Source organism: Pseudomonas sp. NY15435 (assembly GCF_048068295.1).
In the GTDB taxonomy this organism is placed as follows: domain Bacteria; phylum Pseudomonadota; class Gammaproteobacteria; order Pseudomonadales; family Pseudomonadaceae; genus Pseudomonas.
In genome coordinates, this window is sequence record NZ_JBLUQA010000014.1 from 1 (window position 1) to 24,371 (window position 24,371).

Here is a 24,371-nt window from a genome sequence, read left to right on the forward strand (position 1 = left end):
CGAGCTTGCTCGCGAATCGCCCGGCGCCGGTGCCTACCCCGCAGGTGCGGACTACGTCCGCGATCAGAGCCGCGAGCCGCATTGAAACCATGCCATCTAACGGGTGTGCTCGTCGGGTAGGACGGTAGCGTGCGATTCGCGAGCAAGCTCGCTCCTACAGTTCCGTCCCAGGGCCAGTTTTCGACGCGCAAAAAAGGCGCCCTTGCGGGCGCCGAGGGTTCCTCTTCCTCCAAAGGGGCACGTGGAGCGCCAGGAAGCGGAGCAGTCTTGCGGGGGAAATCATCACCGGTTGCCTTGGGGGGCGGTGATGCCTTCCGTTATACCCAGGGGCACCTAACGGGAGGCTGAGGCGTGGCTGACAATTCCGTCATCCGCCCGCCAGGCGTCGGCTTCACAGCACGGCCAGCGGGTACTCGATGATCAGCCGCACTTCGTCCAGGTCCGATTCGAAGGCGGTGGCACGTGTCGTCGCCTGGCGCACGCGCAGGGACAGGTCCTTGAGCTGGCCTTCCTGGAATACGTACTTGGCCTCGATGTCGCGCTCCCAGCGCTTCTGGTCAGTGAGCGGGTCGCCGTTGTCGTCGCGGCGCATGTACACGGCATTGGCGTTGGAGTAGTCGGCGTCGGAGCCGCGGGCGTAGCGGGTCATGAAGCTCAGGCCGGGCACGCCGTAGGTGGCCATGTCGAGGTCGTAGCGAACCATCCAGGAACGCTCTTTCGGTGAGTTGAAGTCGCTGTACTGGATGGAGTTGTCGAGGTAGATCGAGTCAGCCTGGCGCAGGTAGTCGAAGTCGTTGTTGCCGTTGTTGCGCTGGTGGCTGACGGCGATGCGATGGGCGCCGACGTGCACGCCGGCGCTGGCGCTCCAGATGTTGGTGTTGAACTCGCCGAGCAGCTCGCGCCCTTCATCCTGCGACTTGTAGTAGTTGAAGCCGCCGAACAGCTCCACGGCCTCGCTGAGCGGGACGTTCAGTGCGGTGCCGAAGTAGTACTGGTTCCAGGCGTCCTTCAGGCGGCTGCTGTAGAGACTGACGCTGGCGTTGTCGTTGATGCTGTAGTCGCCGCCGCCATAGGCGAGCCAGGCCGAGTCCACCGGGCCTGCGTAGAAGGTGGCAAAACCGTCGTCCATCTGCCGTGACTGCGGCTGGCTCATGGAGTGCAGGCGGCCGCCTTGCAGCGTCAGGCCTTCCAGGCTGGTGTTCTGCAGAGTGAAGCCACGGAAGGATTCCGGCAGCAGGCGCGAGTCGCCGTAATGCACCACGGGCGTTTCCGGGAACACGTCGCCGACCTTCAGCACCGTGTCCCACAGGCGCACCTTGGCGGCGCCGCCGGCCTTGGCGTAGTCACTCTCGGTACGGCCGTCGCTGTCGGTGGGCAATACGTCCACCGAACTGCCGGCGCCGTTGCGCCCGTCGCCGGTGTCGAGCTGGAAGCCGACCATGGCGAAGGCGTCAACGCCCACGCCGACCGTACCCTGGGTGAAGCCGGACTCGAACTTGCCGATGATCCCGTGGGCCCAGACTTCCGAGTAGCCGTTGCCGCGCGGTGGCATCGACTGGCCGTGGCGGGCGTCGCGGTTGAAGTAGAGGTTGCGGTTGAGGATTTCCAGGCTGGCGCCTTCGAGGAAGCCTTCTTGCTTCTCTTCGGACTTGCCTTCGGCGAGGACGGTCGGCGAAGCGACCCCCAGTGCCAGCAGCGAAGCTGCCAGCGGGAACGTGTGTCGGTACATGATGTGCTCCTAAGGGCAGGATGGTCTGGTTACCGCCTGCTGTTGTTGTTTTCGCCCAGGCGTGGCGAGGGCCACGGGCATCGTGTGGGAGCGCGGATAACGATGAGGTGAGCGGTGGATGACAAATCTGTCAGGCAGTGGCGAGGTAGCGCTGGCAGGCAAACCGATGTCGGAACCAGGCAATCGCTGCGGCCGGCCGATGCATAGGGTGGCGAACCCTCATTGAAACGACCTGGAGCTGACATGTCCGACTTCATCACCGTCCTGCGCGACACCTGCCCGACTCCCGTGCTGGACGCCACCAAGTGGCAGCGCATCGGCGGGGACCCGCACACCGTCAACCTCAACGCCTACCTGTCGGCGGATGGCAGCAAGATCATGGGCACGTGGATCTGCACCCCCGGCAAGTTCGAGGTGAACTACGAGAAGTGGGAGTATTGCCACTTCCTCGACGGCTACTGCGTCATCACCCCCGAGGGCGAGCAGCCGATCCACCTGCGCGCCGGCGACGTATTCGTCATCGAGCCGGGCATGAAGGGCACCTGGGAAGTGGTGGAGACGGTGCGCAAGTACTTCGTTTTCGCCTGATGTGTGCGCCATGAAAAAGGGAGCCGGAGGGCTCCCTTTTTCATGGCGTGGCGTTCATTGTGGCCCGTCGCTGACCGACCAACTGGCTGCCGACACGTAGGGCGCCAATGCCAGCTCGCCGACCAGGGCTTCCAGCAGGCTGTCCTTGTCGCTGGGCGCAAGGACCAGCGCGGCCACTTCCACTTCGCCGCCGGTCTTGCGTGCGTGGCTTTCCAGGCTTTGCAGGGCCAGGCCGTTGGCGCTCAGGCGACGCAGCAGGGTTGAGCGCACCAAGGCTTCCTGGTGCGCCTCGGTGACGGCCTCGACCGTGTAGTAGCGCTCGCTGCTCGGCTCTATCGGCGCGTGACGCTGGATCCAGCGTGTCACCGAGGGCAGTGTCAGGTTGCACAGCACGATCAGCAGGGTGGCGACCAGCGCTGCCGCGAGGAAGCCACTGCCTGCCAGCACGCCCACCGCGCCAGTGCACCAGACCGTGGCTGCGGTGCTCAGGCCGCGCACGCTGAGGCCGTCGCGCATGATCACACCGGCGCCGAGGAAGCCGATGCCGGTGACCACCTGGGCCGACATGCGCACCACCTGGTCCTCCGCGCCCATGAGGAAGGGCAGGGTGGCGAAGGTGGCCGCACCGAGGGACACCAGCCCATGGGTGGCCACGCCCGTAAAGCGTTGGCGCCATTGGCGCTCCATGCCGATCAGCGCGCCGAAGCAGAGCGCCGCGAAAAGGTCGAGAATGATATCGAAGTACATGCCGTTGTGCTCCGCGCCGGCCTTGGGCCGGCACCCGTGGAAAGGGGCATCGTGGCCCTGGTGAATAGGGAGGTGCGTCCAGTCTAATGGGCTGGCGGGCGATACGGGCTGACATGTCACAGGTGGGCCGTGAGCTGCAGGAGCGAGCTTGCTCGCGAACCGCTTGACTACGAGGTCGCCGGGAGGTCTGTTCGCGAGCAAGCTCGCTCCTACGAAGAGCCATATGCCGGGGAGGCCGTTTAGGCGTTGCCGCCAGGAATGGGTAGAGTGGCGGTCCCTTTCACTGGACGAGAGTTGGCAAGATGGTCACCTGTTACCTGCGCTACGTGCTGGACCCCTACAAGCTCAAGGAATTCGAACACTACGGCCGGCTGTGGATTCCCCTGGTGGAGCGCTTCGGCGGCCAGCACCATGGCTACTTCCTGCCCTCCGAGGGCGCCAGCAACATTGCTCTGGCGATGTTCACCTTCCCCAGCCTGGCCGACTACGAACGCTACCGGGAGCAGTCCATGGACGATCCCGAATGCCAGGCTGCGTTCCGCTACGCCGAGGATACCCGCTGCATTCTCAGCTACGAGCGGAGCTTCTTCCGGCCGGTGTTTGGCGGCTGAGCGGTCGCTGTGGTGCACCAAGCTGTGCGGACAAAGTCCGCTACGCAAGTATCAAGCCCGGTAGGGGTAATTGTCTTTCTCGGGAAGTCCGTACCGATGCTTTCCCCTCACCCCAGCCCTCTCCCGGAGGGAGAGGGAGCCGTCCGTGCCGGCTGACGCCGAATTCATCCTGTACCAAGCGGTCCCCTCTCCCCCTGGGAGAGGGTTAGGGTGAGGGGCGGCCCTTGCGCAGAGGCCTCTCGTAGGAGCGGACTCCGTCCGCGATTGCCATCCGCCGGCAGAGGAGCAGCATAACGCTCCGCCATGGCGGCGGATAACCCGTTCCCGGCTATGCGCCCTACGTGGAGGTGCTGGGTCAGCGTTGCGCCGTCACTTCGCCGCTCCAGCCACCGCCGAGGGCGCGGAACAGGTCCACCAGGGCGATCTGCCGCTGGGTGCTGGTCTCGATGTAGGCCGACTCGTTGACGAAGTTGCTGCGCTGCGCGTCGAGGTAGCGCAGGTGGCTGTCGACGCCGCCTTCGTAGCGCGCCTTGGCCAGTTTCAGCGTCTCGTTGGTGGTGTTGGCCAGGGCCCGGCGCGCGGCTTCCTCGCGGCGCAGGGTGTCGGTCGCCGCGAGCGCGTCGGCCACTTCGCGGAACGCCGTCTGGATGGTGCCTTCGTAGGCGGCCACGGCCGAATCCTTGCGCACCTTGGCGAGGTCGAGGTTGGCGCTGTTGCGCCCCGCGTCGAAGATCGGCAGCGACAGGGTCGGCACGAAGCTCCACGAACGTGAGCCGCCGTCGAACAGACCGGACATTTCCGCGCTGGACGTACCGAAGCTGCCGGTCAGGCTGATGCGCGGGAAGAACGCCGCGCGGGCTGCACCGATGTCGGCGTTGCGCGCCTTGAGCACATGCTCGGCGGCGAGGATGTCCGGGCGCCGCTCGATCAGTTCCGACGGGGTGCCGGGCGCGATGTCCTGGATCAGCATGGGCTTGTCCTGCGGCACCTGCGGGATGCGTTTGGCCGCATCGGATGTGCCGAGCAGCAGCACCAGGGCATTGAGCGCCTGCTGTTTCTGCCGTGCGTTGCTTTCCAGCTCGGCGCGGGACTGTTCCACCAGTCCGAGCGCTTCCTGATAGTCCAGCGCCGTGGCCGCGCCGGCGGTGCGCCGCTGGCTGATCAGGCTCAGCGAATCCTCGCGGCTGACCAGGGTCTGCTCGGTGAGCGAATGGCGGCGCTGGGCTCCGTAGTAGGTGAGATAGGCCTGGCTGACCTCGGCGATCAGCGCGATGCGTGCACTGCGGGCGGCTTCCTCGGTGGAGAGGTATTGCTCCAGCGCGGCGTCGGTCAGGCTCTTCACCCGGCCGAACAGGTCCAGCTCGTACTCGGGCAAGGCCAGGCCGACCTGGTAGCTGCTGCTCACCGCCGAGCTGCCGCTGTTGGACAGATCGCCGGGCAGCCGCTGGCGATTGCCGTTGGCCGCTGCATTCAGCCCCGGCACGCGGTCGGCGCGCTGGATGCGGTACTGCGCGCGGGCCTGTTCGATGTCCAGCAGGGTCTGGCGCAGCGAGCGGTTGTTGTCCAGGGCGACGCTCACCAGGCTGCGCAGTTCGCTGTCGACTATGAAGGTCTGCCAGTCGAGGTTGCTGGCCGCCTGGCCGTTTTCCGCGGCCGGGCTGTTCCAGTTCGCCGCCACGGGCGCTTGCGGGCGCTCGTAGGTGGGCGCCATGGAGCAACCGCCCAGAATCATCGCCAGCAGCAACGCGCTGGCGGCAAAGGCAGGTTTGCGCAGGGTGGTCATTGCGCGGCCTCCGTGGATTGATGCGCAGGTTTGGGTTGGCGACGCAGCAGCGACAGCAGCCAGACGAAGCAGATGGGTACGAAGATCACCCCCAGCAGCGTGGCGCTGAGCATTCCGCCGATCACCCCGGTGCCGATGGCGCGTTGGCTGGCGGCGCCGGCTCCGCTGGCGATCACCAGCGGCACCACGCCGAGGATGAAGGCCATGGAGGTCATGATGATCGGTCGGAAGCGCAGGCGTGCCGCCTGGATCGCGGCGTCGCGCAGGCTGTGGCCCTGTTCCCAGAGCTCCTTGGCGAACTCGACGATGAGGATCGCGTTCTTCGCTGCCAGGCCGATGATGGTGATCAGGCCGACCTTGAAGTACACGTCGTTGGGCAGGCCGGTGACGGTCACCGCGAGCACCGCGCCGAGGGCGCCGATGGGCACGATGAGCATCACCGACAGCGGGATCGCCCAGCTCTCGTAGAGCGCCACCAGCAGCAGGAACACCACCAGGATGGCGAGGGCGAACAGTTGGCTCGCCTGGCCGCTGGCGACTTTCTCCTGGTAGGAGAGGCCGGTCCATTCGTAGCCGATGCCGGCCGGCAGCTCGCTCACCAGACGCTGCATTTCGGCCATGGCCTCGCCGGTGCTGACGCCAGGAGCGGCGTCGCCGGCGATGCGGATCGACGGATAGCCGTTGTAGCGCGCCAGCTGCACCGGGCCTTCTTCCCAGCGGGTGCTGACGAAGGCGGACAGCGGCACCAGCTCGCCGTTGCTATTGGGCACGTAGAGCTTGAGCACGGCCTCCGGGGTCATCCGGTCGCCTTGTTCGGCCTGCACCACCACGCGTTGCTGGCGGCCGGCGTTGGCGAAGTCGTTGATCACCGAGGAGCCGAAGGCGGTGGACAGCGCGCTGCTGATGGACTCGAAGCTGACGCCCAGGGTGCGCGCCTTCTCGCGGTCGATCTCCAGGCGCAGCTGGGGTGCCTCGGCGAGGCCTTCCATCATGGCGTAGAGGATCTTCGGATTGCCGTTGGCCTCACCGAGCAGTTGGTCGCGGGCCGCCAGCAGCGCCTCGCGGCCGAGCCCGGCGCGGTCCTGCAGGCGCAGCGAGAAGCCGCCGGAGTTGCCCAGGCCGTCGATCGGCGGCGGGGTAACGGCCATGATCGCGCCGTCGCTGATGCCGGCGAAGCGCTCGTTGATCGCCGCGGTTTCCGCCTCGGCGGACTGCGATTTGTCACGCACGGACCAGTCCTTCAGGGTCGGGAACGCCAGTGCGGCGTTCTCGCCCATGCCGGAGAAGCTGAAGCCCATCACCAGGAAGGACGAGGCCACGGCCTCGCGGGACTTCAGGAACTGCTCCAGTTCCTGGCCGGTAACGTCGGCACGCGCACGGGTGGCGCCCGGCGGCAGCTGGATGTCGACGATCATGTAGCCCTGGTCTTCCACCGGCACGAAGGATTCCGGCAGGCGCAGGTAGCTGTAGCCGAGCAGGGCGACGATGCCGGCGTAGATCAGCATGTAGCGCCCGGCGCGCTTCACCAGCGCGCTGTTGAGCCGCGTGTAGCGCTCGGTCAGGCGAGCGAAGCCGCGGTTGAAGGCGCCGAAGAAGCCGCGCTTCTCGTGATGGCCCGCCGGGATCGGCTTGAGCAGCGTGGCGCACAGCGCCGGGGTGAAGGTCAGGGCGAGGAAGCCGGAGAACAGGATCGACACCGCCAGCGACAGGGAGAATTGCTGGTAGATGACGCCCACCGAGCCGGCCATGAACGCCAGCGGCATGAATACCGCCGAGAGCACCAGGGTGATGCCGATGATCGCGCCGGACACCTGGCCCATCGCCTTGACGGTGGCGGCAGGCGGGGAGAGGCCTTCCTCGGCCATGATCCGCTCGACGTTCTCCACCACCACGATGGCGTCGTCCACCAGGATGCCGATGGCCAGCACCATGCCGAACATGGTCATCATGTTCACCGAGAAGCCCAGCAGGTACATCGCCGTCAGCGTGCCCAGCAGGCACACCGGCACGACGATGGCCGGGATCAGGGTGTAGCGCACGTTCTGCAGGAACAGGAACATCACCAGGAATACCAGCACCATGGCTTCGAGCAGGGTGTGGATGACCTTTTCGATGGCCACGTCGACGAAGCGCGAGGTGTCGTAGGGCACCGAGTACTCGACGTCGTCGGGGAAGTTCACCGACAGCTCGGCCAGTCGTTCCTTCACCAGGGCCGCGGTCTGCAGGGCGTTGGCGCCAGGGGAGAGCTGGATGGCGCCGGCCACGGTGGGCTTGCCGTCCAGGCGCGCGGTGAAGTTGTAGCTCTCGCTGCCCACTTCCAGGCGCGCCACGTCGGCCAGCTTGACGGTGGAACCGTCCGGATTGGCGCGCAGGACGATACGGCCGAACTCCGCCGGATCGTCCAGGGTGCCTTTCACGGCGAGGGTGGCAGTCAGCTCCTGCTCGGTGCTGCCGGGGGACGCGCCGAAACTGCCGGCCGGCACCTGCACGTTCTGCCCGCGAATGGCGTTGCCCACGTCATCGATGGACAGACCGTAGCCGACCAGTTTCTGCGGGTCGATCCACACGCGCATGGCGGCTTCGGAGGAGAAGAACTGCAGCTTGCCGACGCCTTGTACGCGGCGCAGCTCGTTGTTGATGTTGCGCGCGGCATAGTCGCCCAGGGCGGTGGTATCGGTGCGCCGGGAGCCTTCCTTGTAGTTCAGCGCGTAGATCAGCAGGAAGCCTGCACTGGTCTGCTCGACCTCCAGCCCCTGCGTGAGCACGGCCTGGGGCATGCGTGCCTCGGCCTTCTTCAGGCGGTTCTGCACATCCACCTGGGCCAGCTCCGGGTTGGTGCCGGGCTGGAAGGTGACCACCACTTCGGCCATGCCGTTGGAGTTGCTGGTGGATTCGAAATAGAGCAGGCCCTTGGCGCCGTTGAGCTCCTCCTCGATCACGCTGGTGACCGAATCCACCAGCACCTGCGCCGAGGCGCCGGGATAGGTGGCGGTGACGGTGATCTGTGGCGGCGCCACGCTGGGATACTGGGCGACCGGCAGCAGCGGAATCGCCAGCAGGCCGGCCAGGGAAATGAACAGCGCCACCACCCACGCGAAGTTGGGGCGCTTGATGAAGAACAGTGACATGGGGAATTCCTCGGCGCTGCCTTACTGACGCGACGCCTGCTGTTGCTCCTGAGCGTGACGGGCTTCGACCTTGGCGCCCGGTTGCAGGCCGGTGAGCCCGCCGACGATGACCTGGTCGCCGCTGGCCAGGCCCTGGCTGATCTGCCAACGCGAACCCTGCATGGCGCCGGTCTGCACCTGGCGGGTCTCGACGCGGCTTTCGGCGCCGATCACCAGCACGTGAGCGGTGCCGTCGGTGGCGCGCTGCACGGCGCGTTGCGGCACCAGAATGGCCTTGGCGTCGGTGCCCTGCGGGGCCGTGACGCGCACGTACATGCCCGGCAGCAGCAGGCCGTCGGCGTTGTCGAACCTGCCGCGCAGTGAGACCTGGCCTGTGCCGCGATCCACCGAGATATCGGTGAACAGCAACTCGCCCTGGCGCTCGTACTGTGTGCCTTCGACGCGCAGACTCAGGGCCTGGCTCTGGCCAGCGGGGAGGTTGCCGCTCTTGAGCGCTTCACGCAGGCGCAGGGCGTCGGCTACTGGCTGGGTGAAGTCGGCGTAGATCGGGTCGAGCTGCTGGATACGCGCCATCAGCGTGGCGTCGCCCTGGCCGACCAGCGCGCCCTCGGTCACCAGCGCGCGGCCGATGCGCCCGGAGATCGGCGCCTTGACCGAGGCATAGCCCAGGTTCAGGCGTGCGGTTTCCAGGTCTGCCTGGGCCGAGCGCACCGACGCCTGGGCACTGCGCAGGTCGGCGGTGGCGGTGTCGAAGTCCTGCTGGCTGACCGCTTCGATCTTCACCAGTGGCTCGTAACGCTTCACCCGTGCCTGGGCTTCCTGCTGCGCCGCCTGCGCTCGCGCCAGTTCGCCTTCGGCGCGGGACACGGCAGCCTTGAGCGGCGCCGGATCGATCTGGAACAGCAGGTCGCCGGCCTTCACGTCGGCACCTTCCTCGAAGCGCTTCTGCACCACGATGCCCGCGACCCGCGCCCGCACCTCGGCGACGCGCATCGGCTCGATACGCCCCGGCAACTCCGACGTCAGGGTGAGAGGTTCGGTTGCCACCGCCACCACATCCACCGGGCGCGCCGCCTCCGCGGCCGCCGGTGGTTCACCGGATTGTCCGCAACCGGCCAGCGCCAACGCTGCCACCAACGCACTGATTGTCCCTACTGCACGCAACCTGCCCATGTTTCACCTGGGATCTGTCTATCTGGAAAGGTGCGTATGATCCTTTCAAACTCAAAATGAGTCAATAATGTCTCATTTGCTTCTGTGGTGTATAAAATGTGTCATGACCTTTCAAAAGAGAGGCTTCTTTCTGCACAATGAGACGATCCGCCACCTGACACGAGGCCCCCGAATGACTCTCTCCGCCCACGATGAACGTCTGCTCAAGGCGCTGGCCGTCGCCATCGTCGACCGCCCTCGGGCGACGCTGAAGGAGCTGGCGGAATCGGCGGGGGTGAGCAAGGCGACGCTGCATCGCTTCTGCGGCACCCGCGACGGCCTGATGGAAATGCTCGAGGACTACGGCCATGTGGTGATCCGGCAGATCCTCGAAGCTTCGGAGCTGCAACAGGCGGAACCGCTGGAGGCGCTGCGTCGTCTGATCGCCGAGCACCTCAGACACCGCGACATGCTGAACTTCCTGCTGTTCCAGTACCGCGCCGAGAACCTCGACATGCAGGCGACGACCGAGCGCTGGAGCTACTACACCGAGGCGGTGGACGCCTTCTTCCTGCGCGGTCAGCAGAGCGGCAGGTTCCGCATCGACATTACCGCTGCGGTGTTCACCGAACTCTTCCTCTCCATGCTCTACGGCATGGTCGACGCCGAGCGCTATGGCCGCGCGGCCAGCTCCAGCTCCGCGCAGGTGCTGGAGCAGCTGTTCCTCCACGGTGCGCTGGTAAAAAACCAGGCCTGAGTGCGGGCGCGGGATCGGCGGGTGGCCGGGTGGGGCGGTTTTCCGTACCATTGCGGCCCCTTCGCAGTCCCCGTCCCGAGTAGAAAATGAAACCCGCCCGCTTGCGTGCCGATGTCCTGGCCGGACTGACCACGTCCTTCGCGCTGGTGCCCGAGTGCATCGCCTTCGCCCTGGTCGCCCATCTCAACCCGTTGATGGGCCTGTACGGCGCCTTCATCCTCTGCACCCTCACCGCGCTGTTTGGCGGCCGCCCCGGCATGGTGTCCGGCGCCGCCGGCTCGATGGCGGTGGTGATCGTTGCGCTGGTGGTGCAGCACGGCGTGCAGTACCTGCTGGCCACGGTGCTGCTGGGCGGACTGGTGATGATCCTGTTCGGCCTGTTGCGCCTGGGCAAGCTGGTGCGCATGGTGCCGCATCCGGTGATGCTGGGCTTCGTCAATGGCCTGGCCATCGTCATCGCCATGGCTCAGCTTGAGCACTTCAAGGACGGCGAGCACTGGCTCAGTGGCAACCCGCTCTACGTGATGCTGGGCCTGGTGGCGCTGACCATGGCAGTGGTCTACGGGCTGCCGAAGCTGACCCGTGCGGTACCGCCGGCGCTGGTGGCGATCCTGGGTGTGGGCCTGCTGGTCTACCTGCTCGGCCTGCCGACGCGCACCCTGGGCGATATGGCGCACATCGCCGGCGGCTTGCCGCAGTTCGCTTTGCCGGACATCCCCTGGACCCTGGAAACGCTGCGGATCATCGCGCCTTATGCCTTCCTCATGGCCATGGTCGGCATCCTGGAAACCCTGCTGACGCTGAACCTCACCGACGAGATCACCCAGACCCGCGGCTTCCCCGACCGCGAGTGTGTGGCCCTGGGCGGCGCCAACATCGTCTCCGGCCTGTTCGGCGGGATGGGCGGCTGCGCCATGATCGGCCAGACGGTGATCAACCTCAGCTCCGGTGGTCGCGGCAGGCTTTCCGGTGTGGTCGCCGGGGTGATGATCCTGCTCTTCGTGCTGTTCCTCTCGCCGTTGATCGAACGCATTCCGCTGGCGGCGCTGGTGGGCGTGATGTTCGTGGTGTCTCAGCAGACCTTCGCCTGGGCGTCGCTGCGGGTACTGAACAAGGTGCCAGTGAGCGATGTGCTGGTGATCATCGCGGTGACCGCCATCACCGTCGCCACGGATCTGGCCATGGCGGTGTTCTGCGGCATCATCCTGGCGGCGCTGGACTTCGCCTGGAAGCATGCCCGCGAGCTGTATGCGGACGTCCAGGACGAGGCCGATGGCAGCAAGCGGTATCGCGTCCATGGCACGCTGTTCTTTGCATCCACCACGCCTTTCCTCAATCAGTTCGACCCGGCGAATGACCCGCAGCAGGTGACCCTGGACTGCGCGCACCTGAGCTTCGTCGACTATTCCGCCATCGCCGCATTGATGACCCTGCGCGAGCGCTACCACAAGGCTGGCAAGCACCTGCGGGTGGTGCACCTGTCCGAGCGTTGCAAGCAATTGCTCAAGCGGGCCGGCGCCCAGCACGCTTGAGCATTCGCGAGACGGTCGAACCTGTAGGAGCGAGCTTGCTCGCGAATGGGGTTTCAGGGGATGCCGGCGCTGGGTGGTTCGCGTGCTCGCTCCTGCAAAAGCGCAGGCGGTCTAGCTGTTGAGTTCTTGCCAGACACATTCCAGCGCATCGGCGTCGAGCATCAGCTGGCGCGCGGCGCAGCGGATGCGCCGAGCCTGCTCTTCGGTGACGTTGCAGGAGCACAGCTCGCGCAGCAGTTCGGCGGCGACTTCGTTGTTGAAAGAGGTGGTCCGAACGGTACGCAGAAGGTGGTTGCGATGGTTCGACATGATGATCTCCGGCATGCGATGACAGGCTCGCCGGTGTGTGTCCAGGCGAAGTGTGGCCAGTTGCCGGGTTCGGCATCTCAATCGGAACGCGAGGATGCACCCTTTGTTGAAGTCTTCGCCATCGAATGAATTCTGATCTGAGGGGGCGGGTTGTTCAGGCACCGCACAAGAATGGGTGAAGCAGGAAGGCCGTCACATACAGTCCGACCCCGAAGACCAGGTGAGTTAGCAGGCTGTGCAGTCGCGCCTTCGTCGGGTTGGCTGTCTTCGCGGCGGCGATGCCCAGGCCGAATGCCGGCTGCATCAGCAGGAAGGGCGCCAGCACCGTCACCATGCCGAAGATCAGGGCGGCGACGCAGGTGGGGCGACACAACCAGCCAGAATCGGCGAGCAGGACGAACGCCACGGCGAAGACGATGCCGGTCAGATAGTGCAGCAGCCAGCCCATCACGCGTTCACCTCGCACCGGTGCCGCCTGGCCGATGGCTGGGTGGTAGAAGCGGCCGCGCGGCATATGGCCGACCCAGCGCCCGAGCAGGGCGTAATCCAGCGACGGCACGCCCAGCAGTTGCTTGCGCAGGACGGCCCAGCCATCCATCAGCAGGGTGGCACCGATACCGATGGCTGCGACGTGCAGCAGGAGCGAGAGGGGGGTGGGCATGGCTGATTCCTTCGAGTGAGTCGATGGAACCAGCATCCCGGTTCAAGTGGACTTGAGGTCAAGCCCCGCTGGCGGTGCGCTGGCTCAGCCTGGACCCCAGCACATAGAACACCCCGCCGCCGACGATGAAGACGCCGAGCATGACGAACACCCAGTGCGGCGCGAACAGGGCGAGGAAGTAGCCCACCAGGATCGGCCCGAAGGCGCCGCCGAGGTTGGCCAGGTTCTGCGTGCCGTAGTACACGCCGCGCAGGTGTGGCGGGGCGATGCGGTCGATGAACATGTACTCGGCGGGAATCACGATGATCTCGCCCAGGGTGAAAACCACCATCGCCAGCCCCCAGTGCCACAGGCTTTGAGACAGGCCAAAGCCGATGATGCCCAGCACGAACAATCCGAGACCGACGATCAGCCAGCGCTGCAGGTGCTCATTGCCGATGCGCTTGCCCAGCAGGTACTGCAGGGCGATCACCGTCACGGCGTTGACCCCCAGCAGCGTCTGGATCACCTGATAGGCGTACTCCGCCGTGCCGGTGGCCACCAGGTATTGCGAGAGGTAGGCGGAGAACTGGCCGAACACCACGGCAGTGAGCACGCCGCCGATGGTGAAGTACATCAGCCGGTGGTCCTTGGCCAGCACGCCGATCACCGCGATGAACGACGGCGGGGCGACACCTTCAGCGGGGCGCATGCCACGGTCGCCATAGCGCGCGAAGGCCAGCAGGAAGAGTGCGCCCAGGCATGCCGACAGCACAAAGGGCAGGTGCTGGCTCCAGTGCGCCAGGGCGGCGCCGATGAACGGGCCGATGGCGTAGGCCAGGTTGATCAGGGTGTAGCGGATGGAAAACGCGCGGCCCTGTTCACCGGACGGCAGCAGGCGGCCGAAGATGGTCTTCACCACCACGTCGGTGACCGAGTAGGCGAAGTTGAAGCCCAGCAGGAACAGGAAGAACAGCCATAGCTGCGTGGTCAGCAGCATGCCGGCGAAGGCGGCGACGAAGCAGGTGCCAAAGCCGAGGATCAGGCGAAAGCCCGGCATGCGGTCGATCAGGAAGCCGCCGTAGAGGCTCAGCAACGAGCCACCGAACAGCGCGCCGCCCATGATCAGGCCGATGCGGTTGACGGGCAGGCCGAACTGGGTCGAGAGGTAGATCACCAGGTAGGGCAGGGTAATGGCGCGGCCCATGGTGAGCAGGAAGGTGCCGCTGAGCAGCAGGTTGACCTGTAGCGGGTAACGCTTGAGCGCGGCGAGCATTCCATGCCTCGGCTGTCGAAGGAGCGGGTAGACGCCCGATCCTATCAGCACCAGCTTGGTGCATGGCAAGCGCCGAAGGCTCTGCTGAGCCCTCGGCGTGCCCGCGCGGTCAGCTGCTGCCGTGCTTGCCCTGTGCCTTCAGTTCGGCAACGGTCTTGCCGCCTACACCCCAGGCGTCGGTGGCGATCTCCTGGATCACCACATAGGTGGTGGACGGCGGCTTGCGCAGCACGCGCTCGAGCAGTTCGGTGACGCCTTCGATCAGTTGGCGGCGCTCGTCGGCGGTGACGCCTTCGTCGGTCACCTGGATGTTCACGTAGGGCATTGCGATTCTCCGTTGTTGTTCGAAAGGTTGGCTTACCAGACGCCAGTGGTGGAGCCGCCGTCGACGTTGAGGATGGTTCCGCTGACGAAGGTCGAATCGGTCAGGTAGAGCACCGCGTCGACGATATCCTGCGGATTGCCGATCTCGCCACTGGGCGACAGGCCGCGAAGGAATGCGCGGGTGCCTTCGTCATCGGGGTGCAGCGGGGTCTCGATGATTCCCGGTGCCACGGCGTTGACCTGCACGTGGGCAGACGCCAGCTCCAGCGCCAGGCCCCGCACCGCGCTGTTCAGGCCGCCCTTGATCAGTACCGGCAGCAGCGCCGGGACCTTCACGTTGGGCTGCATGGCGATGGAAGCCGTGATGGCGACGATATGTCCTGAACCCTTGGCGGACATGTGCTGCGCGGCAACCTGAGACGGGTAGAAGAAGCCCTTGAGGTTGGTGTCGACGATGGATTCGAGGTCTTCCTCGGTGTAGTCGCCCACCGGCTTGGCGATGAAGATGCCGGCATTGTTGATCAGGATATCCACCTGGCCGAAAGCCTCGATGGCCTGGGCGAACAGGCGTTTGGCGGTGCCCGGTTGGGCGATGTCGCCGGCGACGGTAAGGAAGTTGTGCGGGTTGCCGAGCCGGGCGGCGGCTTCGTCCAGGCGGGCCTGGGTGCGGGCGTTGCCGACCACGTTGTAGCCGCGCTCCAGGTAGGCGCGGGCGATGGCGAAGCCGAGGCCGCTGGAGGCGCCGGTGACGATGACAGTCTTGCTCATGGTATTGCTCCGAGAGTGTGGCGGGGCGAGGTGCCCGCGTCCTGGAGGCCAATCTAGGCTGCAATCTAGGCTTGAAAAATGAGGTCGACGGCATTTGAATTGATACTCCATGTAATCAATCGAGAGCGCCATGCCCCGCCACTTCGACGACCTGCAACTGGGCAGCATCGAGTTGTTCTGCCTCGCCGCGGAAACCGGCAGCTTTACCGCGGCGGCCAACGAGGCAGGGATCACACCCGCCGCGGTGAGCCGTTCGGTGGCGCGCCTGGAGGAGCGCCTGGGCGTGCGTCTGTTCGTACGCACCACGCGGCAGATGCGCCTGACCGAGGACGGCCGCAGTTACTTCGAGCAATGCCGCCAGGCGCTGACCCAACTGGTGGACGCCGAGCGCGCTGTCAGTGGAGGCCAGAGCGTGGCATCCGGGCGGTTGCGTATCAGTGTGCCGACGCCGTACGCGCATTACCGGTTGTTCCCGCGGCTGCCGGAGTTCCGCCGGCGCTATCCGCAGGTGCAGGTGGATGTGCACGTCAGCAACCGCAACATCGACTTTGCGGGCGAGGGGTATGACCTGGCGATCCGTGGCCGCGACCCGGCGGATTCGAGCCTGGTGGCGCGGCGCCTGGAGGAGGCGGAGAACGTGATCGTCGCCACGCCCGAGTACCTGGCGCAGGCCGGCATACCGCAGACGCCGGACGATCTCGCCAGGCACGAATGCATCCAGTTCGAACTGCCCAGCACCGGGCGGCGCGTGCCCTGGACATTCCGCGTGAATGGCAAGCCGGTGGAGAGGGAGACAGCCGGCAGCTTCACGGTGCTGGAGGACTACCTCGCCACCGCGACCCTGGCCAAGTGTGGCGGCGGATTGATGCAGACGTATCGATTTACCGTGCAGGACGAACTGGAGCGGGGCGAACTGGTGGAGGTGCTGAAAGACTACGGCCAGACCACACGGCCATTCCTGCTGATCTACCCCCATGCGCGCCACGTACCGTCGCGGGTGCGTGCGTTCATCGAGTTCATGCTGGAGACGCGCACGTAGGAGCAGGCTTCATTGGCGATAGGTTCGCCACGGCGCCGGTCCTGAAGGGATCGCTCAGACCAGCCCCTTCCCCTGCAAATGCTCCCGCAGGTACTCGATAAACACCCGCACCTTGCGCGTGCTGCGCCGGTGCGGCAGGTAGAGCACATGCACCCAGGGCCCGAAGGCGCTCTGGTCGCGCCAGCAATCGGGTAGCTGCTCCACCAGCTCGCCGCTTTCGAGGTAGGGCAGCGCGCTCCATTGCGGCAGGAACTGCAGCCCCTGTCCGTCCAGCAGGCAGGAGAGCAGGAAATCGTAGTTGTCGCTGGCGATACGCGGCACGGGCTGGCGGATGCGCAGGCGCTCGCCGTCCTTCTGCACCCACCAGAAATTCCGGTTCAGCAGCGGGTGGCGGAAGATCAGCCAGTCGTGCTGCTCGTAATTCTCCAACGTCACCTCCAGACCCTTTTCCGCGAGGTACGTGGGGCTGGCGCAGAGCAACAGGCGGTTCTCGATCAGCGGCTGGGCGATGACGTCCGGCAGGTCGATGGGGCCGTCGCGCAGGGCGATGTCGTAGCCGCCTTCCACCAGGTCGACGAACTCGTCCAGCAGGTCCACCTCCAGGCGCACCTGCGGGTGCTCGCGTAGAAAGCGGCAGCACACCGCGTTGAAGAAGGCCGGGGCGAAGGAGGGTGGTGAGACGATGCGCAGGCTGCCGCGCAATTCGGTCTGCAGCTGTTCCACTTCTTCTTCGGCCCGTTGCAACTGCATCAGCGCCTGGCGTGCGCCTTCCAGGTAGATGTGCCCGGCTTCGGTCAGCGCCATGCGTCGCGTGGTGCGCTCGAACAGGCGCTGGCCCAGATCCGCCTCCAGCTGTGCCACGCCCTTGGTGATCGCCGAGGGCGTCTTGCCCAGCTGTTCGGCGGCGCGGCTGAAGCCACCGTGGTCGGCGGTGGCGACGAACATGGTGAGGGCGGTCATCTTGTCCATGGATTGCTTCCTGACAGGAACAGAAGTTGTGCGGGAAGTCAGTGTTAAAGCCGCCGGGGCTTTTGCTTAACCTTCGTCACAGATCAACAATAACGAAGGCTTTGCGATGAAACTACTGATTCCGGCGCTGGTGTCGGCGGCTTGCGCTTTTTCCTCTATGGAAACTATGGCCGCCGCCGACCTCATCTTCCACGGCGGCAAGGTCTACACCGCCGAACCCGGCCAGGCGCTGCAGCAGGCGGTGGCGGTAGAGAACGGCCGCATTCTTGCGGTGGGTTCCGATGCGCAGGTTCTCAAGCTCCGGCAACCGTCCACCCAGGTCATCGACCTGCAGGGTCAGGTGCTGATGCCCGGTTTCATCGATGCCCATACCCACCTGGTGAAGGGCGGCCTGCAGATGCTCCAGGCCAACCTGGACAACCAGGACCTGCCGCTGGCCGAGTTCGAGAGCAAGCTGCGCCAGTGGCGTGACGACGGCCGCGCGCGGCGTGGCCAGTTCCTCTATGTCGGCGGCGTGCCCACGGCGTACTGGGACGAGCTCGGCGAGCTGCAGCAGCGCTTCAACCAGGGTGAATGGGCGAAGCAGCCGATCCTCCTGGCGGGCGGCGACTACCACACTGGCTGGGCCAACCAGGCTCTGCTCGACCTGGCGGGCATCGACGTGGCCAAGGTCAAATCGCTGAAGGGCGAGGAGCAGGCCACCATCGGCCACGGCGCCGACGGCAAGCCCAACGGCTTCCTGGTGGATGCCGGCTTGTACCCGGTGCAGGCGCTGTTGCCGCTGGCCAGCAACGACGAGCTGCTCAAGGCGCTGAAGGGCGCGCAGAGCTACTACCACGAGCTGGGCATCACCGCCTGGATGGAACCCCTGGCGAACGAGAATCCCGGAGGCGACATCCACAACGACTCCGTCGGCGTGCTGCCGGCCTACAAACTGCTGGCGGAGCAGGGCGGGCTGACGGCACACGTCGCCGCGCTGCTGATGGCCGACTCCAAGGCCACACCGGCCGACCTCGACGAGCTGGACAAGGTGCGCCAGCAATTCATCGATGTTCCCAATCTGACGTTGCCGGGCATCAAGGTCTTCGCCGACGGCGTGGCCGAGGTGCCGGCGCAGAGCGCGGCGATGCTCGAGCCCTACAGCAATTCGAAGAAGTACGGCGAGTTGCTGATCGATCCCAGGCACTTCGGTGAGCTGGTCAGCGCCGCCGATGCTCGCGGCTGGCTGGTGCACATCCATGCCATTGGTGACCGCGCGGTACGTGAATCGCTCAATGGCATCGAGCAGGCGCGCAAGGATCGCCACAGCGGCATCCCGCATTCGATCACTCACCTGCAGATGGTCAATCCCAGGGACTTCCCGCGCTTCAAGGCGCTCGACGTCATTGCCGCGATGCAGCTGTACTGGGCTGCCGCCGACGAGAACAGCGTCGACCTGGTCAAACCCTACGTCAGCGCCATGGCCTTCCTGCACATGTACCCGGCGCGCTCGCTGCTGAAGAACGGCGCGACCATTTCCGGGGCCAGCGACTGGCCGATCACCACGCCCGATCCGTGGAAGGCCATCTACCAGGCGATCCAGCGCGTCGGCCCGAAGGGTGTGCTCAACGCCGCCGAAGACATCGACCGGCAGACCATGTTCCAGGCCTACACCCTCAACGCCGCGCGCACCATGCGCCTGGAATCGAGCATCGGGTCGCTCAAGCCGGGCAAGCAGGCGGACCTGATCCTGCTCGACCGCGATGTGTTCACGGTCAAGCCCGAGGCGTTGCGTGATACCCGAGTGCTCAAGACCTGGTTCGCCGGCCGCGAAGTCTATAGTCGTCCGAGCGACAAACTCTGATCCAACCGCAGCGCCCCGGCGCTGCGACCCCGATGAAAAGCAATTGCAGGAGCCTTGCCGTGATTCTTCAGACCTTCACCACCGACATCCGCGACCCGCTGCAGCGTGGCCGGCAGATCGGCGAAACCTTCGCCGAGCAGATCCGCCAGAGCGTGGCGCTGTACCTGGATTTCTTCCCGCGCGTCGGCGTGGAGATCGACAAGGCGCGCGCCATCGGTGAAGCCAGCCTGGCAGCACTGGCCGACTGGTGCCCGGCCTTGGCGAAGGAAGTCGAAGGCCTGGCCCTGGGCGTCGGCCTGCCGCTGTGGCAGTTGGCGGCGCTGAACGCCCGCACCGAAATTCTCGCGGTGATGCCCGAACAGCCGGTAGAAGGTGAATGCTCCACCTCCGTCCATGCACCCGCCGGCAGCACTGCGCCGCGCAGTTTGCAGACCTGGGACTGGCACGACAGCCTGGTGCCGCACGGCCTGCTGCTGGGCTTCACCGGCAGCACCGGCCTGACCGCCAAGCTGTTCACCGAGTTCGGCATGCTCGGCAAGATCGGCGTAAACAGCGCAGGGCTCGGCGTGCACTTCAACATCCTGCACCACACCAGTGACGACGGCAGCGCCGGCGTGCCAGTGCATGCGATCGCCCGTCGCGTGCTGGAAGAAGCCACCAGCGTCACCGAGGCCATCGACATGGCCCGTTCGGCGCGGGTCAGCGCATCCACCGTGCTCAGTGTGTTCACCCGCAACGACGTGCGCGCCCGCGCCGCCAGCATCGAGATGAGCCCCGCGCACACCGCCGTAGTGGTGCCGCGCGAGGATGGCTGGCTGCTGCACACCAACCACTTCCTCGACGGTGAACTGAGCTGGGGCGAGCGCACGGCGGACGTGTCCACCACCTACGCGCGCCTGGAGCACCTCAAGGCCGCTACCGCCGGCATGACCGGCAAGGCCCTGCGCGAACGTGCCGACGCCTTCTGCGGCGCGGACGGCGACCAGGCGGTGGTGTGCTTCCACCCGGACATGTCCGAACCGGATACCGAACGCTGGGAAACCCTGCTGAGCATCGGCCTGGACACCACGAACTGCGCCCTGGAATACGTCGCCGGCACGCCGAAGAAGCTGGCGGATGAGGGGTTCCTGCGTTTCTGAAAACGTGATGCCAGCTGGTCGCACCCTCTCCCCAGCCCTGGCTGCGCGCCCCGCTCCGAAGGGAGAGGGAGCTGACGGAGTTGCCGATTGGCAAGGTGTTCCGCTTGATGCCGGACAGTCCCCTCTCCCTTCAGGGAGAGGGTTAGGGAGAGGGGCGCGTCAGAGCTCCATTAGTCCGTAGGGCGCATAACGCGTCAGCGTTATCCGCCGCCGAGCTACCGGCGGATAACCCACTCCGGGTTATGCGCCCTGCGTATCACCACATACAAACCCACGCCCCGCGACGGCCCCGCAGCCGCCGCGCGGGTTTCGTGTTGCCACAAAAACAAGAGTGAACCGCCATGATCGACCACACGCCCGCAGCTCCCGGCTCGCGCTCGGCCTTTCGCACCTTCTGCGTTTCCGGCATGGGTACCGCGCTGGAGTTCTACGATTTCGTCATCTACGGCTACGCCGCCGCACTTATCTTCCCGCAGCTGTTCTTCCCCGGCATGGATCGCCTGACCGCCGTGCTGGTCGCCTTTGCGGCGTTCGGCGCCGGCTTCTTTGCCCGTCCGCTGGGCGGCGTGGTGTTCGGCCACCTGGGGGACCGCTACGGCCGGCAGAAGGCGCTGGTCGCTACCCTGGTGCTGATGGGGCTGAGTACCTTGCTGATCGGCTTCCTGCCAACCCACGCCAGTATCGGTGCGGCTGCGCCCGTCCTGCTGGTGCTCCTGCGCCTGGTGCAGGGCTTCGCCGCCGGAGGCGAGTGGGGCGGGGCGGCGCTGTTCGGCATCGAGGTCGCGCCCAAGGGGCGCCGCGGCCTGTGGGGCAGCTTCACGAGCATGGGCATTGGCATCGGCGGTATCTTCGGCTCGGCAGTGTTCGCCATCGTCAGCTTCGCCTTCGACGATGACCTGAGCGGTATCGCCTGGCGCATCCCGTTCTGGCTCGGTGGCCTGCTGGTGCTGATCGGTCTCTACGCGCGCCTGCAGAACACCGCGCCGCAGCCCAGGACCGCGCCGAAGGCCGAGGCACGCATGCCGCTGATGGAGGCCTTCCGCCGCCGTCCGCGCGAGCTGCTGCTGTGCATCGGCATCGCCTTCGGCTACGTCACCATCGCCTACATCGGCAGTACCTTCTTCCTCGCATACGCCACCGATATCGGATACAGCAGCAGTCAGGCCTTGCTGTTCGACTTCTCGTTGTCGGTGGCGATCGTCGCCTCGGCACCGTTCTTCGGGCACCTGTCGGACCGCTTCGGTCGCCGCGCTGTGATGATCTTCGGGGCGGCGATCATGGCGCTGGGGCTGTTTGCCTTCTTCCCGCTGATCGGGCTGCACAGCTTGCCGCTGGCGCTGCTGGCGTACGTCGCCGTGGGCTTCTTCATGGGCGCGACCCAGGGGCCGATCCCGGCGTTTCTCGCCGAGCAGTTCCCGCGGGAAATGCGCTATTCGGGGATTTCCTTCAGCTACCAGATCGGTGCGGCGCTGGGCGGCGGCACGGCGTCGAGCATTGCCACGGCCATCCTCATCGCCACCGGCCGCAATCCGTTCGGCGTGGCGCTCTACGGCGCGGCGGCACTGTTGCTGGTGGCGGTGTGTTCCTGGCTGCTACGGGAAACTTCGCACCTGCCCATGGAGGTGATCGACCGCGACGACGCTGCGCCAGACACCGTATCGCTGCAGGCGATCAACTGACAGCGCGCGCCCTGGTGCCCGGAACGAGGCCGAGCACCAGGGCACAGCCGGTCAGGATGATCAGCGCACCTACGCCCTGCATCAGCGACAGGCTCTCGCCCAGTACCAGTGCGCCGACCAGCACGGCGACCACGGTGACGACGAATTCCACGCTGATTGTCCTGGTGGCGCCGATGCGCGCCACAAGCTGGAAGTAGACGACGTAGTTCACCGCGCTGAGCACGCAGCCGCATAGCAGCAGGAAGAGGAAGTCGATGGGCTGCGGCGTGCCGGGCACCGGCACCCAGATCAGCAGCGGCAGGGTCAGCAGCCCGCCGATCCCGAAGGCGCCGCAGGTCACTTCCCAGGGCCCGGCGGTGCGCAGTTTCAAGCTCGCGTAATTGCTGCCGAAGGCCGCGCACACTGCGCCGAATACCGACGCCGCGCAGCCGAGGATGAACTCGTGGGTGACCGGCACCGCCGGGAACCCCACCAGCAACACCATGCCGCAGAAACCCAGCACCAACCCGCCCAGGCCGCTCCAGGTAATGCGCTCCAGGCCCCAGAGGCGGCCGATGAGCATGGAGAACAGCGGAATCCCGGCGACGAAGATTGCCGCCATGGCGGTGCCGATGCGTGGTGTGGCGTAGGTCATGCCGATCAGTTGGCCAGCCACCGTCGTCGCGCCGACCACGCACAGCGGCTTCCACAGCCCGTCGAAATTCAGCCGGCGCCCGGACAGTCTTGCCACCGCAAACAGCGTGAAGCTGGCAATCAGCGCGCGGAAGCTGACTGCGCCGACCCAACCGAACCCGGCGATGGCCTTGAGCAGCACGAGAAAGGACAACCCCCAGCCGATCGCGAGGAACAGGTAGGCGGCAAGGTCGCGCGGTTGCATACGACTCCGGTGACGCGAGGCAGAAGGTGGGCCACCGAAGCGCGGCGGCGAATGCAGCTATCTTGCCGGGCGCTGGTGACGCTTGGGAAGGCGGCGCAGCGACGTTTTTTCTGTCTGCGGGCGCTGTGCTACGCGTATGCGCATTCGACGCGATTGCGCCCCGACGCCTTGCCCCGGTAAAGCGCGGCGTCGGCCTGCTGCATGTACGTATCGAGCGCTTGTGTGCTGGTGAAATTGTCCGAGACGCCGATGGTCGCGGTGCAACGGATCGGCTGGTCGGTGTCGATCCCCAGTACTTCGCTGTGCTCAATGGCGGCACGCGCACGCTCCGCCAACTGGAAGGCACCGGCCCTGTCCGTGTCGAGCGCGACAAGGACGAACTCCTCCCCGCCCAGCCTGCACGTCAGGTCGCCCTGGCGGGCAGTGGCCTTGAGCAGCGCGGCCACACGGCACAACACCAGGTCGCCCACTTTGTGGCCGTGGGTATCGTTGATGCGCTTGAAATGGTCGATATCCACGATCAGCAGGTAAGCGGACACAGCGCCGTGGGAGCGGAAATGCACATCCAGCGCCTCGGTCAGCCCGCGCCGATTGAGCAATTGGGTGAGCGGGTCATGGGCAGCCATGGTGCGCAGTTCATCCGTGAGGCGGCGCAGCACGAGCCAGACGGCGCAAGGCGGAAGCACGGTGCCAAGGAACGACATGTAGATGTAGAAGATCTTCTGGAAGCCGCTGCTCATATCGAGCGCCGCCAGCCCTCCCTGGAGGATCATCACGAACTTCGCAGCGTTCAGTAGGCAGATTCCGCCGATCAGCACGGCGAACACGATCATTTCGACTCGCAGGTCCCTGGCGACGGTGCGCCGCGCATAGAGCACCGCCACCGCCATGGCCAGGAAGAGCAGCGCGCACGAGCCTGCCAGCAAGGCATGGCGCGCCTCGCTGCCGAGCGTTGACTGCACCACCACCTGCAAGGCCGTATAGAGGGCGGCCAGCGCGAGCAGTGGCCGCCAGACCGGGGTCGGGCGATCGAAGAAACGCAGGGCGCCCAGCACGTACGCTACCGGGGCGCAGAGGGTCAGCGTGTGGTTGATCAGGCTCATCGCCCCCCAGTTCGCAGGGCCGCCTAGCAGTTGCAGGATGTAGGCGAGCCCCAGCAGCAGGTTGCCGAGGGCGAAGACTTCCATGCCCATCTTCTTGCCATTCAACCTGGTGCTGATCAGCAGGAACATCACGCAGAAACAGAGCAGGTGCACGCAGAGCATGCTGAGGATGACTGTGGTGACCATGGGCTCGCGTCAGTGAAAACGTCGCATAGGGGGCGAGTGTCGCAGGAGTGCTGGGCGCGTACCTGGCGTACTCGACGGGGTTGTTCCGGGTCTCGGAGCCTAACCAGAGGCATTGTGCCAGGCAATTGATGTATCGGCCGGTTGGCGGACTTCATGAGCGAGGACGTGCCGGCGATGCGGAGATAGCCTGCG

21 protein-coding genes are annotated in these 24,371 nt (G+C 65.9%); 8 read left to right on the forward strand and 13 right to left on the reverse strand.

The window, feature by feature from the left end; translation table 11 throughout:
* Positions 1-391: 391 nt before the first annotated feature.
* Positions 392-1,729, reverse strand: coding sequence for an OprD family porin (locus tag ACNFH5_RS26040; RefSeq protein WP_416751075.1), 1,338 nt, complete (start codon positions 1,727-1,729; stop codon positions 392-394).
* Positions 1,730-1,972: 243 nt separating this feature from the next.
* Between ACNFH5_RS26040 and ACNFH5_RS26045 the strand changes: the two genes are divergently transcribed.
* Positions 1,973-2,317, forward strand: a complete 345-nt coding sequence (locus ACNFH5_RS26045; protein WP_253449831.1) for a cupin domain-containing protein — start codon at positions 1,973-1,975, stop codon at positions 2,315-2,317.
* A 54-nt stretch (positions 2,318-2,371) separates the two neighbouring features.
* On the opposite strand, the gene ACNFH5_RS26050 is transcribed toward ACNFH5_RS26045, so the two are convergent.
* Positions 2,372-3,064, reverse strand: a complete 693-nt coding sequence (locus ACNFH5_RS26050; RefSeq protein WP_024765777.1) for an MgtC/SapB family protein — start codon at positions 3,062-3,064, stop codon at positions 2,372-2,374.
* A gap of 302 nt (positions 3,065-3,366) precedes the next feature.
* On the opposite strand from ACNFH5_RS26050, the gene ACNFH5_RS26055 reads away from it, so the two are divergent.
* Complete coding sequence (locus ACNFH5_RS26055; protein WP_416751078.1) at positions 3,367-3,675, forward strand: NIPSNAP family protein; 309 nt, start codon at positions 3,367-3,369, stop codon at positions 3,673-3,675.
* A gap of 355 nt (positions 3,676-4,030) precedes the next feature.
* Here the strand turns inward: ACNFH5_RS26055 and ACNFH5_RS26060 are convergent, their stop codons facing one another.
* From ACNFH5_RS26060 to ACNFH5_RS26070, 3 genes are read right to left on the reverse strand one after another with little or no spacing between them, the layout of a single operon-like run.
* The gene (locus ACNFH5_RS26060; RefSeq protein ID WP_416751299.1) at positions 4,031-5,449 is read right to left on the reverse strand and encodes an efflux transporter outer membrane subunit; all 1,419 of its coding nucleotides are present in this window, start codon (positions 5,447-5,449) and stop codon (positions 4,031-4,033) included.
* Positions 5,450-5,454: 5 nt separating this feature from the next.
* The gene (locus ACNFH5_RS26065; RefSeq protein WP_416751079.1) at positions 5,455-8,586 is read right to left on the reverse strand and encodes a multidrug efflux RND transporter permease subunit; all 3,132 of its coding nucleotides are present in this window, start codon (positions 8,584-8,586) and stop codon (positions 5,455-5,457) included.
* 21 nt (positions 8,587-8,607) lie between these two features.
* Positions 8,608-9,759, reverse strand: coding sequence for a MexC family multidrug efflux RND transporter periplasmic adaptor subunit (locus tag ACNFH5_RS26070; protein ID WP_416751080.1), 1,152 nt, complete (start codon positions 9,757-9,759; stop codon positions 8,608-8,610).
* Positions 9,760-9,931: 172 nt separating this feature from the next.
* On the opposite strand from ACNFH5_RS26070, the gene ACNFH5_RS26075 reads away from it, so the two are divergent.
* On the forward strand, positions 9,932-10,495 hold the full coding sequence (locus tag ACNFH5_RS26075) for a TetR/AcrR family transcriptional regulator (protein ID WP_416751082.1): 564 nt from the start codon (positions 9,932-9,934) through the stop codon (positions 10,493-10,495).
* Positions 10,496-10,581: 86 nt separating this feature from the next.
* The gene (locus ACNFH5_RS26080) at positions 10,582-12,027 is read left to right on the forward strand and encodes a SulP family inorganic anion transporter (protein ID WP_416751084.1); all 1,446 of its coding nucleotides are present in this window, start codon (positions 10,582-10,584) and stop codon (positions 12,025-12,027) included.
* A 111-nt stretch (positions 12,028-12,138) separates the two neighbouring features.
* On the opposite strand, the gene ACNFH5_RS26085 is transcribed toward ACNFH5_RS26080, so the two are convergent.
* From ACNFH5_RS26085 to ACNFH5_RS26105, 5 genes are all read right to left on the reverse strand, one after another.
* A complete protein-coding gene (locus ACNFH5_RS26085; protein ID WP_416751086.1) occupies positions 12,139-12,336 on the reverse strand; it encodes a hypothetical protein in 198 nt (65 codons plus the stop codon).
* A gap of 154 nt (positions 12,337-12,490) precedes the next feature.
* Positions 12,491-12,997 carry a DUF2938 domain-containing protein gene (locus ACNFH5_RS26090; protein ID WP_416751088.1) on the reverse strand — a complete coding sequence of 169 codons (507 nt, stop codon included), beginning with the start codon at positions 12,995-12,997 and terminating at the stop codon, positions 12,491-12,493.
* Positions 12,998-13,055: 58 nt separating this feature from the next.
* Positions 13,056-14,252, reverse strand: a complete 1,197-nt coding sequence (locus ACNFH5_RS26095; RefSeq protein ID WP_416751090.1) for an MFS transporter — start codon at positions 14,250-14,252, stop codon at positions 13,056-13,058.
* A gap of 109 nt (positions 14,253-14,361) precedes the next feature.
* Positions 14,362-14,577, reverse strand: coding sequence for a tautomerase family protein (locus tag ACNFH5_RS26100; protein ID WP_138216719.1), 216 nt, complete (start codon positions 14,575-14,577; stop codon positions 14,362-14,364).
* A gap of 32 nt (positions 14,578-14,609) precedes the next feature.
* Positions 14,610-15,344, reverse strand: coding sequence for an SDR family NAD(P)-dependent oxidoreductase (locus ACNFH5_RS26105; protein ID WP_416751093.1), 735 nt, complete (start codon positions 15,342-15,344; stop codon positions 14,610-14,612).
* Positions 15,345-15,474: 130 nt separating this feature from the next.
* On the opposite strand from ACNFH5_RS26105, the gene ACNFH5_RS26110 reads away from it, so the two are divergent.
* Positions 15,475-16,383, forward strand: a complete 909-nt coding sequence (locus ACNFH5_RS26110; protein ID WP_416751095.1) for a LysR family transcriptional regulator — start codon at positions 15,475-15,477, stop codon at positions 16,381-16,383.
* A 54-nt stretch (positions 16,384-16,437) separates the two neighbouring features.
* Here ACNFH5_RS26110 and ACNFH5_RS26115 read toward each other — a convergent pair whose 3' ends face one another.
* Positions 16,438-17,352, reverse strand: coding sequence for a LysR family transcriptional regulator (locus ACNFH5_RS26115; protein WP_416751097.1), 915 nt, complete (start codon positions 17,350-17,352; stop codon positions 16,438-16,440).
* Between the two features lie 106 nt (positions 17,353-17,458).
* On the opposite strand from ACNFH5_RS26115, the gene ACNFH5_RS26120 reads away from it, so the two are divergent.
* The 3 genes from ACNFH5_RS26120 (at position 17,459) to ACNFH5_RS26130 (ending at position 22,013) form a co-directional block, all read left to right on the forward strand.
* Entirely contained in the window at positions 17,459-19,195 is a 1,737-nt protein-coding gene (locus ACNFH5_RS26120; protein ID WP_416751099.1) for an amidohydrolase, read from the forward strand.
* A gap of 59 nt (positions 19,196-19,254) precedes the next feature.
* The gene (locus ACNFH5_RS26125; protein ID WP_416751101.1) at positions 19,255-20,334 is read left to right on the forward strand and encodes a C45 family autoproteolytic acyltransferase/hydolase; all 1,080 of its coding nucleotides are present in this window, start codon (positions 19,255-19,257) and stop codon (positions 20,332-20,334) included.
* Between the two features lie 341 nt (positions 20,335-20,675).
* A complete protein-coding gene (locus ACNFH5_RS26130) occupies positions 20,676-22,013 on the forward strand; it encodes an MFS transporter (RefSeq protein ID WP_416751103.1) in 1,338 nt (445 codons plus the stop codon).
* On the opposite strand, the gene ACNFH5_RS26135 is transcribed toward ACNFH5_RS26130, so the two are convergent.
* Together ACNFH5_RS26135 and ACNFH5_RS26140 are read right to left on the reverse strand one after the other, a co-directional pair.
* On the reverse strand, positions 22,006-22,890 hold the full coding sequence (locus tag ACNFH5_RS26135; RefSeq protein WP_416751105.1) for a DMT family transporter: 885 nt from the start codon (positions 22,888-22,890) through the stop codon (positions 22,006-22,008). The genes ACNFH5_RS26130 and ACNFH5_RS26135 overlap by 8 nt on opposite strands.
* A 128-nt stretch (positions 22,891-23,018) precedes the next feature.
* Complete coding sequence (locus ACNFH5_RS26140; RefSeq protein ID WP_416751107.1) at positions 23,019-24,179, reverse strand: GGDEF domain-containing protein; 1,161 nt, start codon at positions 24,177-24,179, stop codon at positions 23,019-23,021.
* Positions 24,180-24,371 lie beyond the last annotated feature (192 nt).

Bases quoted from the DNA above. Each gene is read 5' to 3' on its own strand.
- ACNFH5_RS26040 (WP_416751075.1), bottom strand. From the start codon at position 1,729: ATGTACCGACACACGTTCCCGCTGGCAGCTTCGCTGCTGGCACTGGGG.
- ACNFH5_RS26045 (WP_253449831.1), top strand. From the start codon at position 1,973: ATGTCCGACTTCATCACCGTCCTGCGCGACACCTGCCCGACTCCCGTG.
- ACNFH5_RS26050 (WP_024765777.1), bottom strand. From the start codon at position 3,064: ATGTACTTCGATATCATTCTCGACCTTTTCGCGGCGCTCTGCTTCGGC.
- ACNFH5_RS26055 (WP_416751078.1), top strand. From the start codon at position 3,367: ATGGTCACCTGTTACCTGCGCTACGTGCTGGACCCCTACAAGCTCAAG.
- ACNFH5_RS26065 (WP_416751079.1), bottom strand. From the start codon at position 8,586: ATGTCACTGTTCTTCATCAAGCGCCCCAACTTCGCGTGGGTGGTGGCG.
- ACNFH5_RS26070 (WP_416751080.1), bottom strand. From the start codon at position 9,759: ATGGGCAGGTTGCGTGCAGTAGGGACAATCAGTGCGTTGGTGGCAGCG.
- ACNFH5_RS26075 (WP_416751082.1), top strand. From the start codon at position 9,932: ATGACTCTCTCCGCCCACGATGAACGTCTGCTCAAGGCGCTGGCCGTC.
- ACNFH5_RS26080 (WP_416751084.1), top strand. From the start codon at position 10,582: ATGAAACCCGCCCGCTTGCGTGCCGATGTCCTGGCCGGACTGACCACG.
- ACNFH5_RS26085 (WP_416751086.1), bottom strand. From the start codon at position 12,336: ATGTCGAACCATCGCAACCACCTTCTGCGTACCGTTCGGACCACCTCT.
- ACNFH5_RS26090 (WP_416751088.1), bottom strand. From the start codon at position 12,997: ATGCCCACCCCCCTCTCGCTCCTGCTGCACGTCGCAGCCATCGGTATC.
- ACNFH5_RS26095 (WP_416751090.1), bottom strand. From the start codon at position 14,252: ATGCTCGCCGCGCTCAAGCGTTACCCGCTACAGGTCAACCTGCTGCTC.
- ACNFH5_RS26100 (WP_138216719.1), bottom strand. From the start codon at position 14,577: ATGCCCTACGTGAACATCCAGGTGACCGACGAAGGCGTCACCGCCGAC.
- ACNFH5_RS26105 (WP_416751093.1), bottom strand. From the start codon at position 15,344: ATGAGCAAGACTGTCATCGTCACCGGCGCCTCCAGCGGCCTCGGCTTC.
- ACNFH5_RS26110 (WP_416751095.1), top strand. From the start codon at position 15,475: ATGCCCCGCCACTTCGACGACCTGCAACTGGGCAGCATCGAGTTGTTC.
- ACNFH5_RS26115 (WP_416751097.1), bottom strand. From the start codon at position 17,352: ATGGACAAGATGACCGCCCTCACCATGTTCGTCGCCACCGCCGACCAC.
- ACNFH5_RS26120 (WP_416751099.1), top strand. From the start codon at position 17,459: ATGAAACTACTGATTCCGGCGCTGGTGTCGGCGGCTTGCGCTTTTTCC.
- ACNFH5_RS26130 (WP_416751103.1), top strand. From the start codon at position 20,676: ATGATCGACCACACGCCCGCAGCTCCCGGCTCGCGCTCGGCCTTTCGC.
- ACNFH5_RS26135 (WP_416751105.1), bottom strand. From the start codon at position 22,890: ATGCAACCGCGCGACCTTGCCGCCTACCTGTTCCTCGCGATCGGCTGG.
- ACNFH5_RS26140 (WP_416751107.1), bottom strand. From the start codon at position 24,179: ATGGTCACCACAGTCATCCTCAGCATGCTCTGCGTGCACCTGCTCTGT.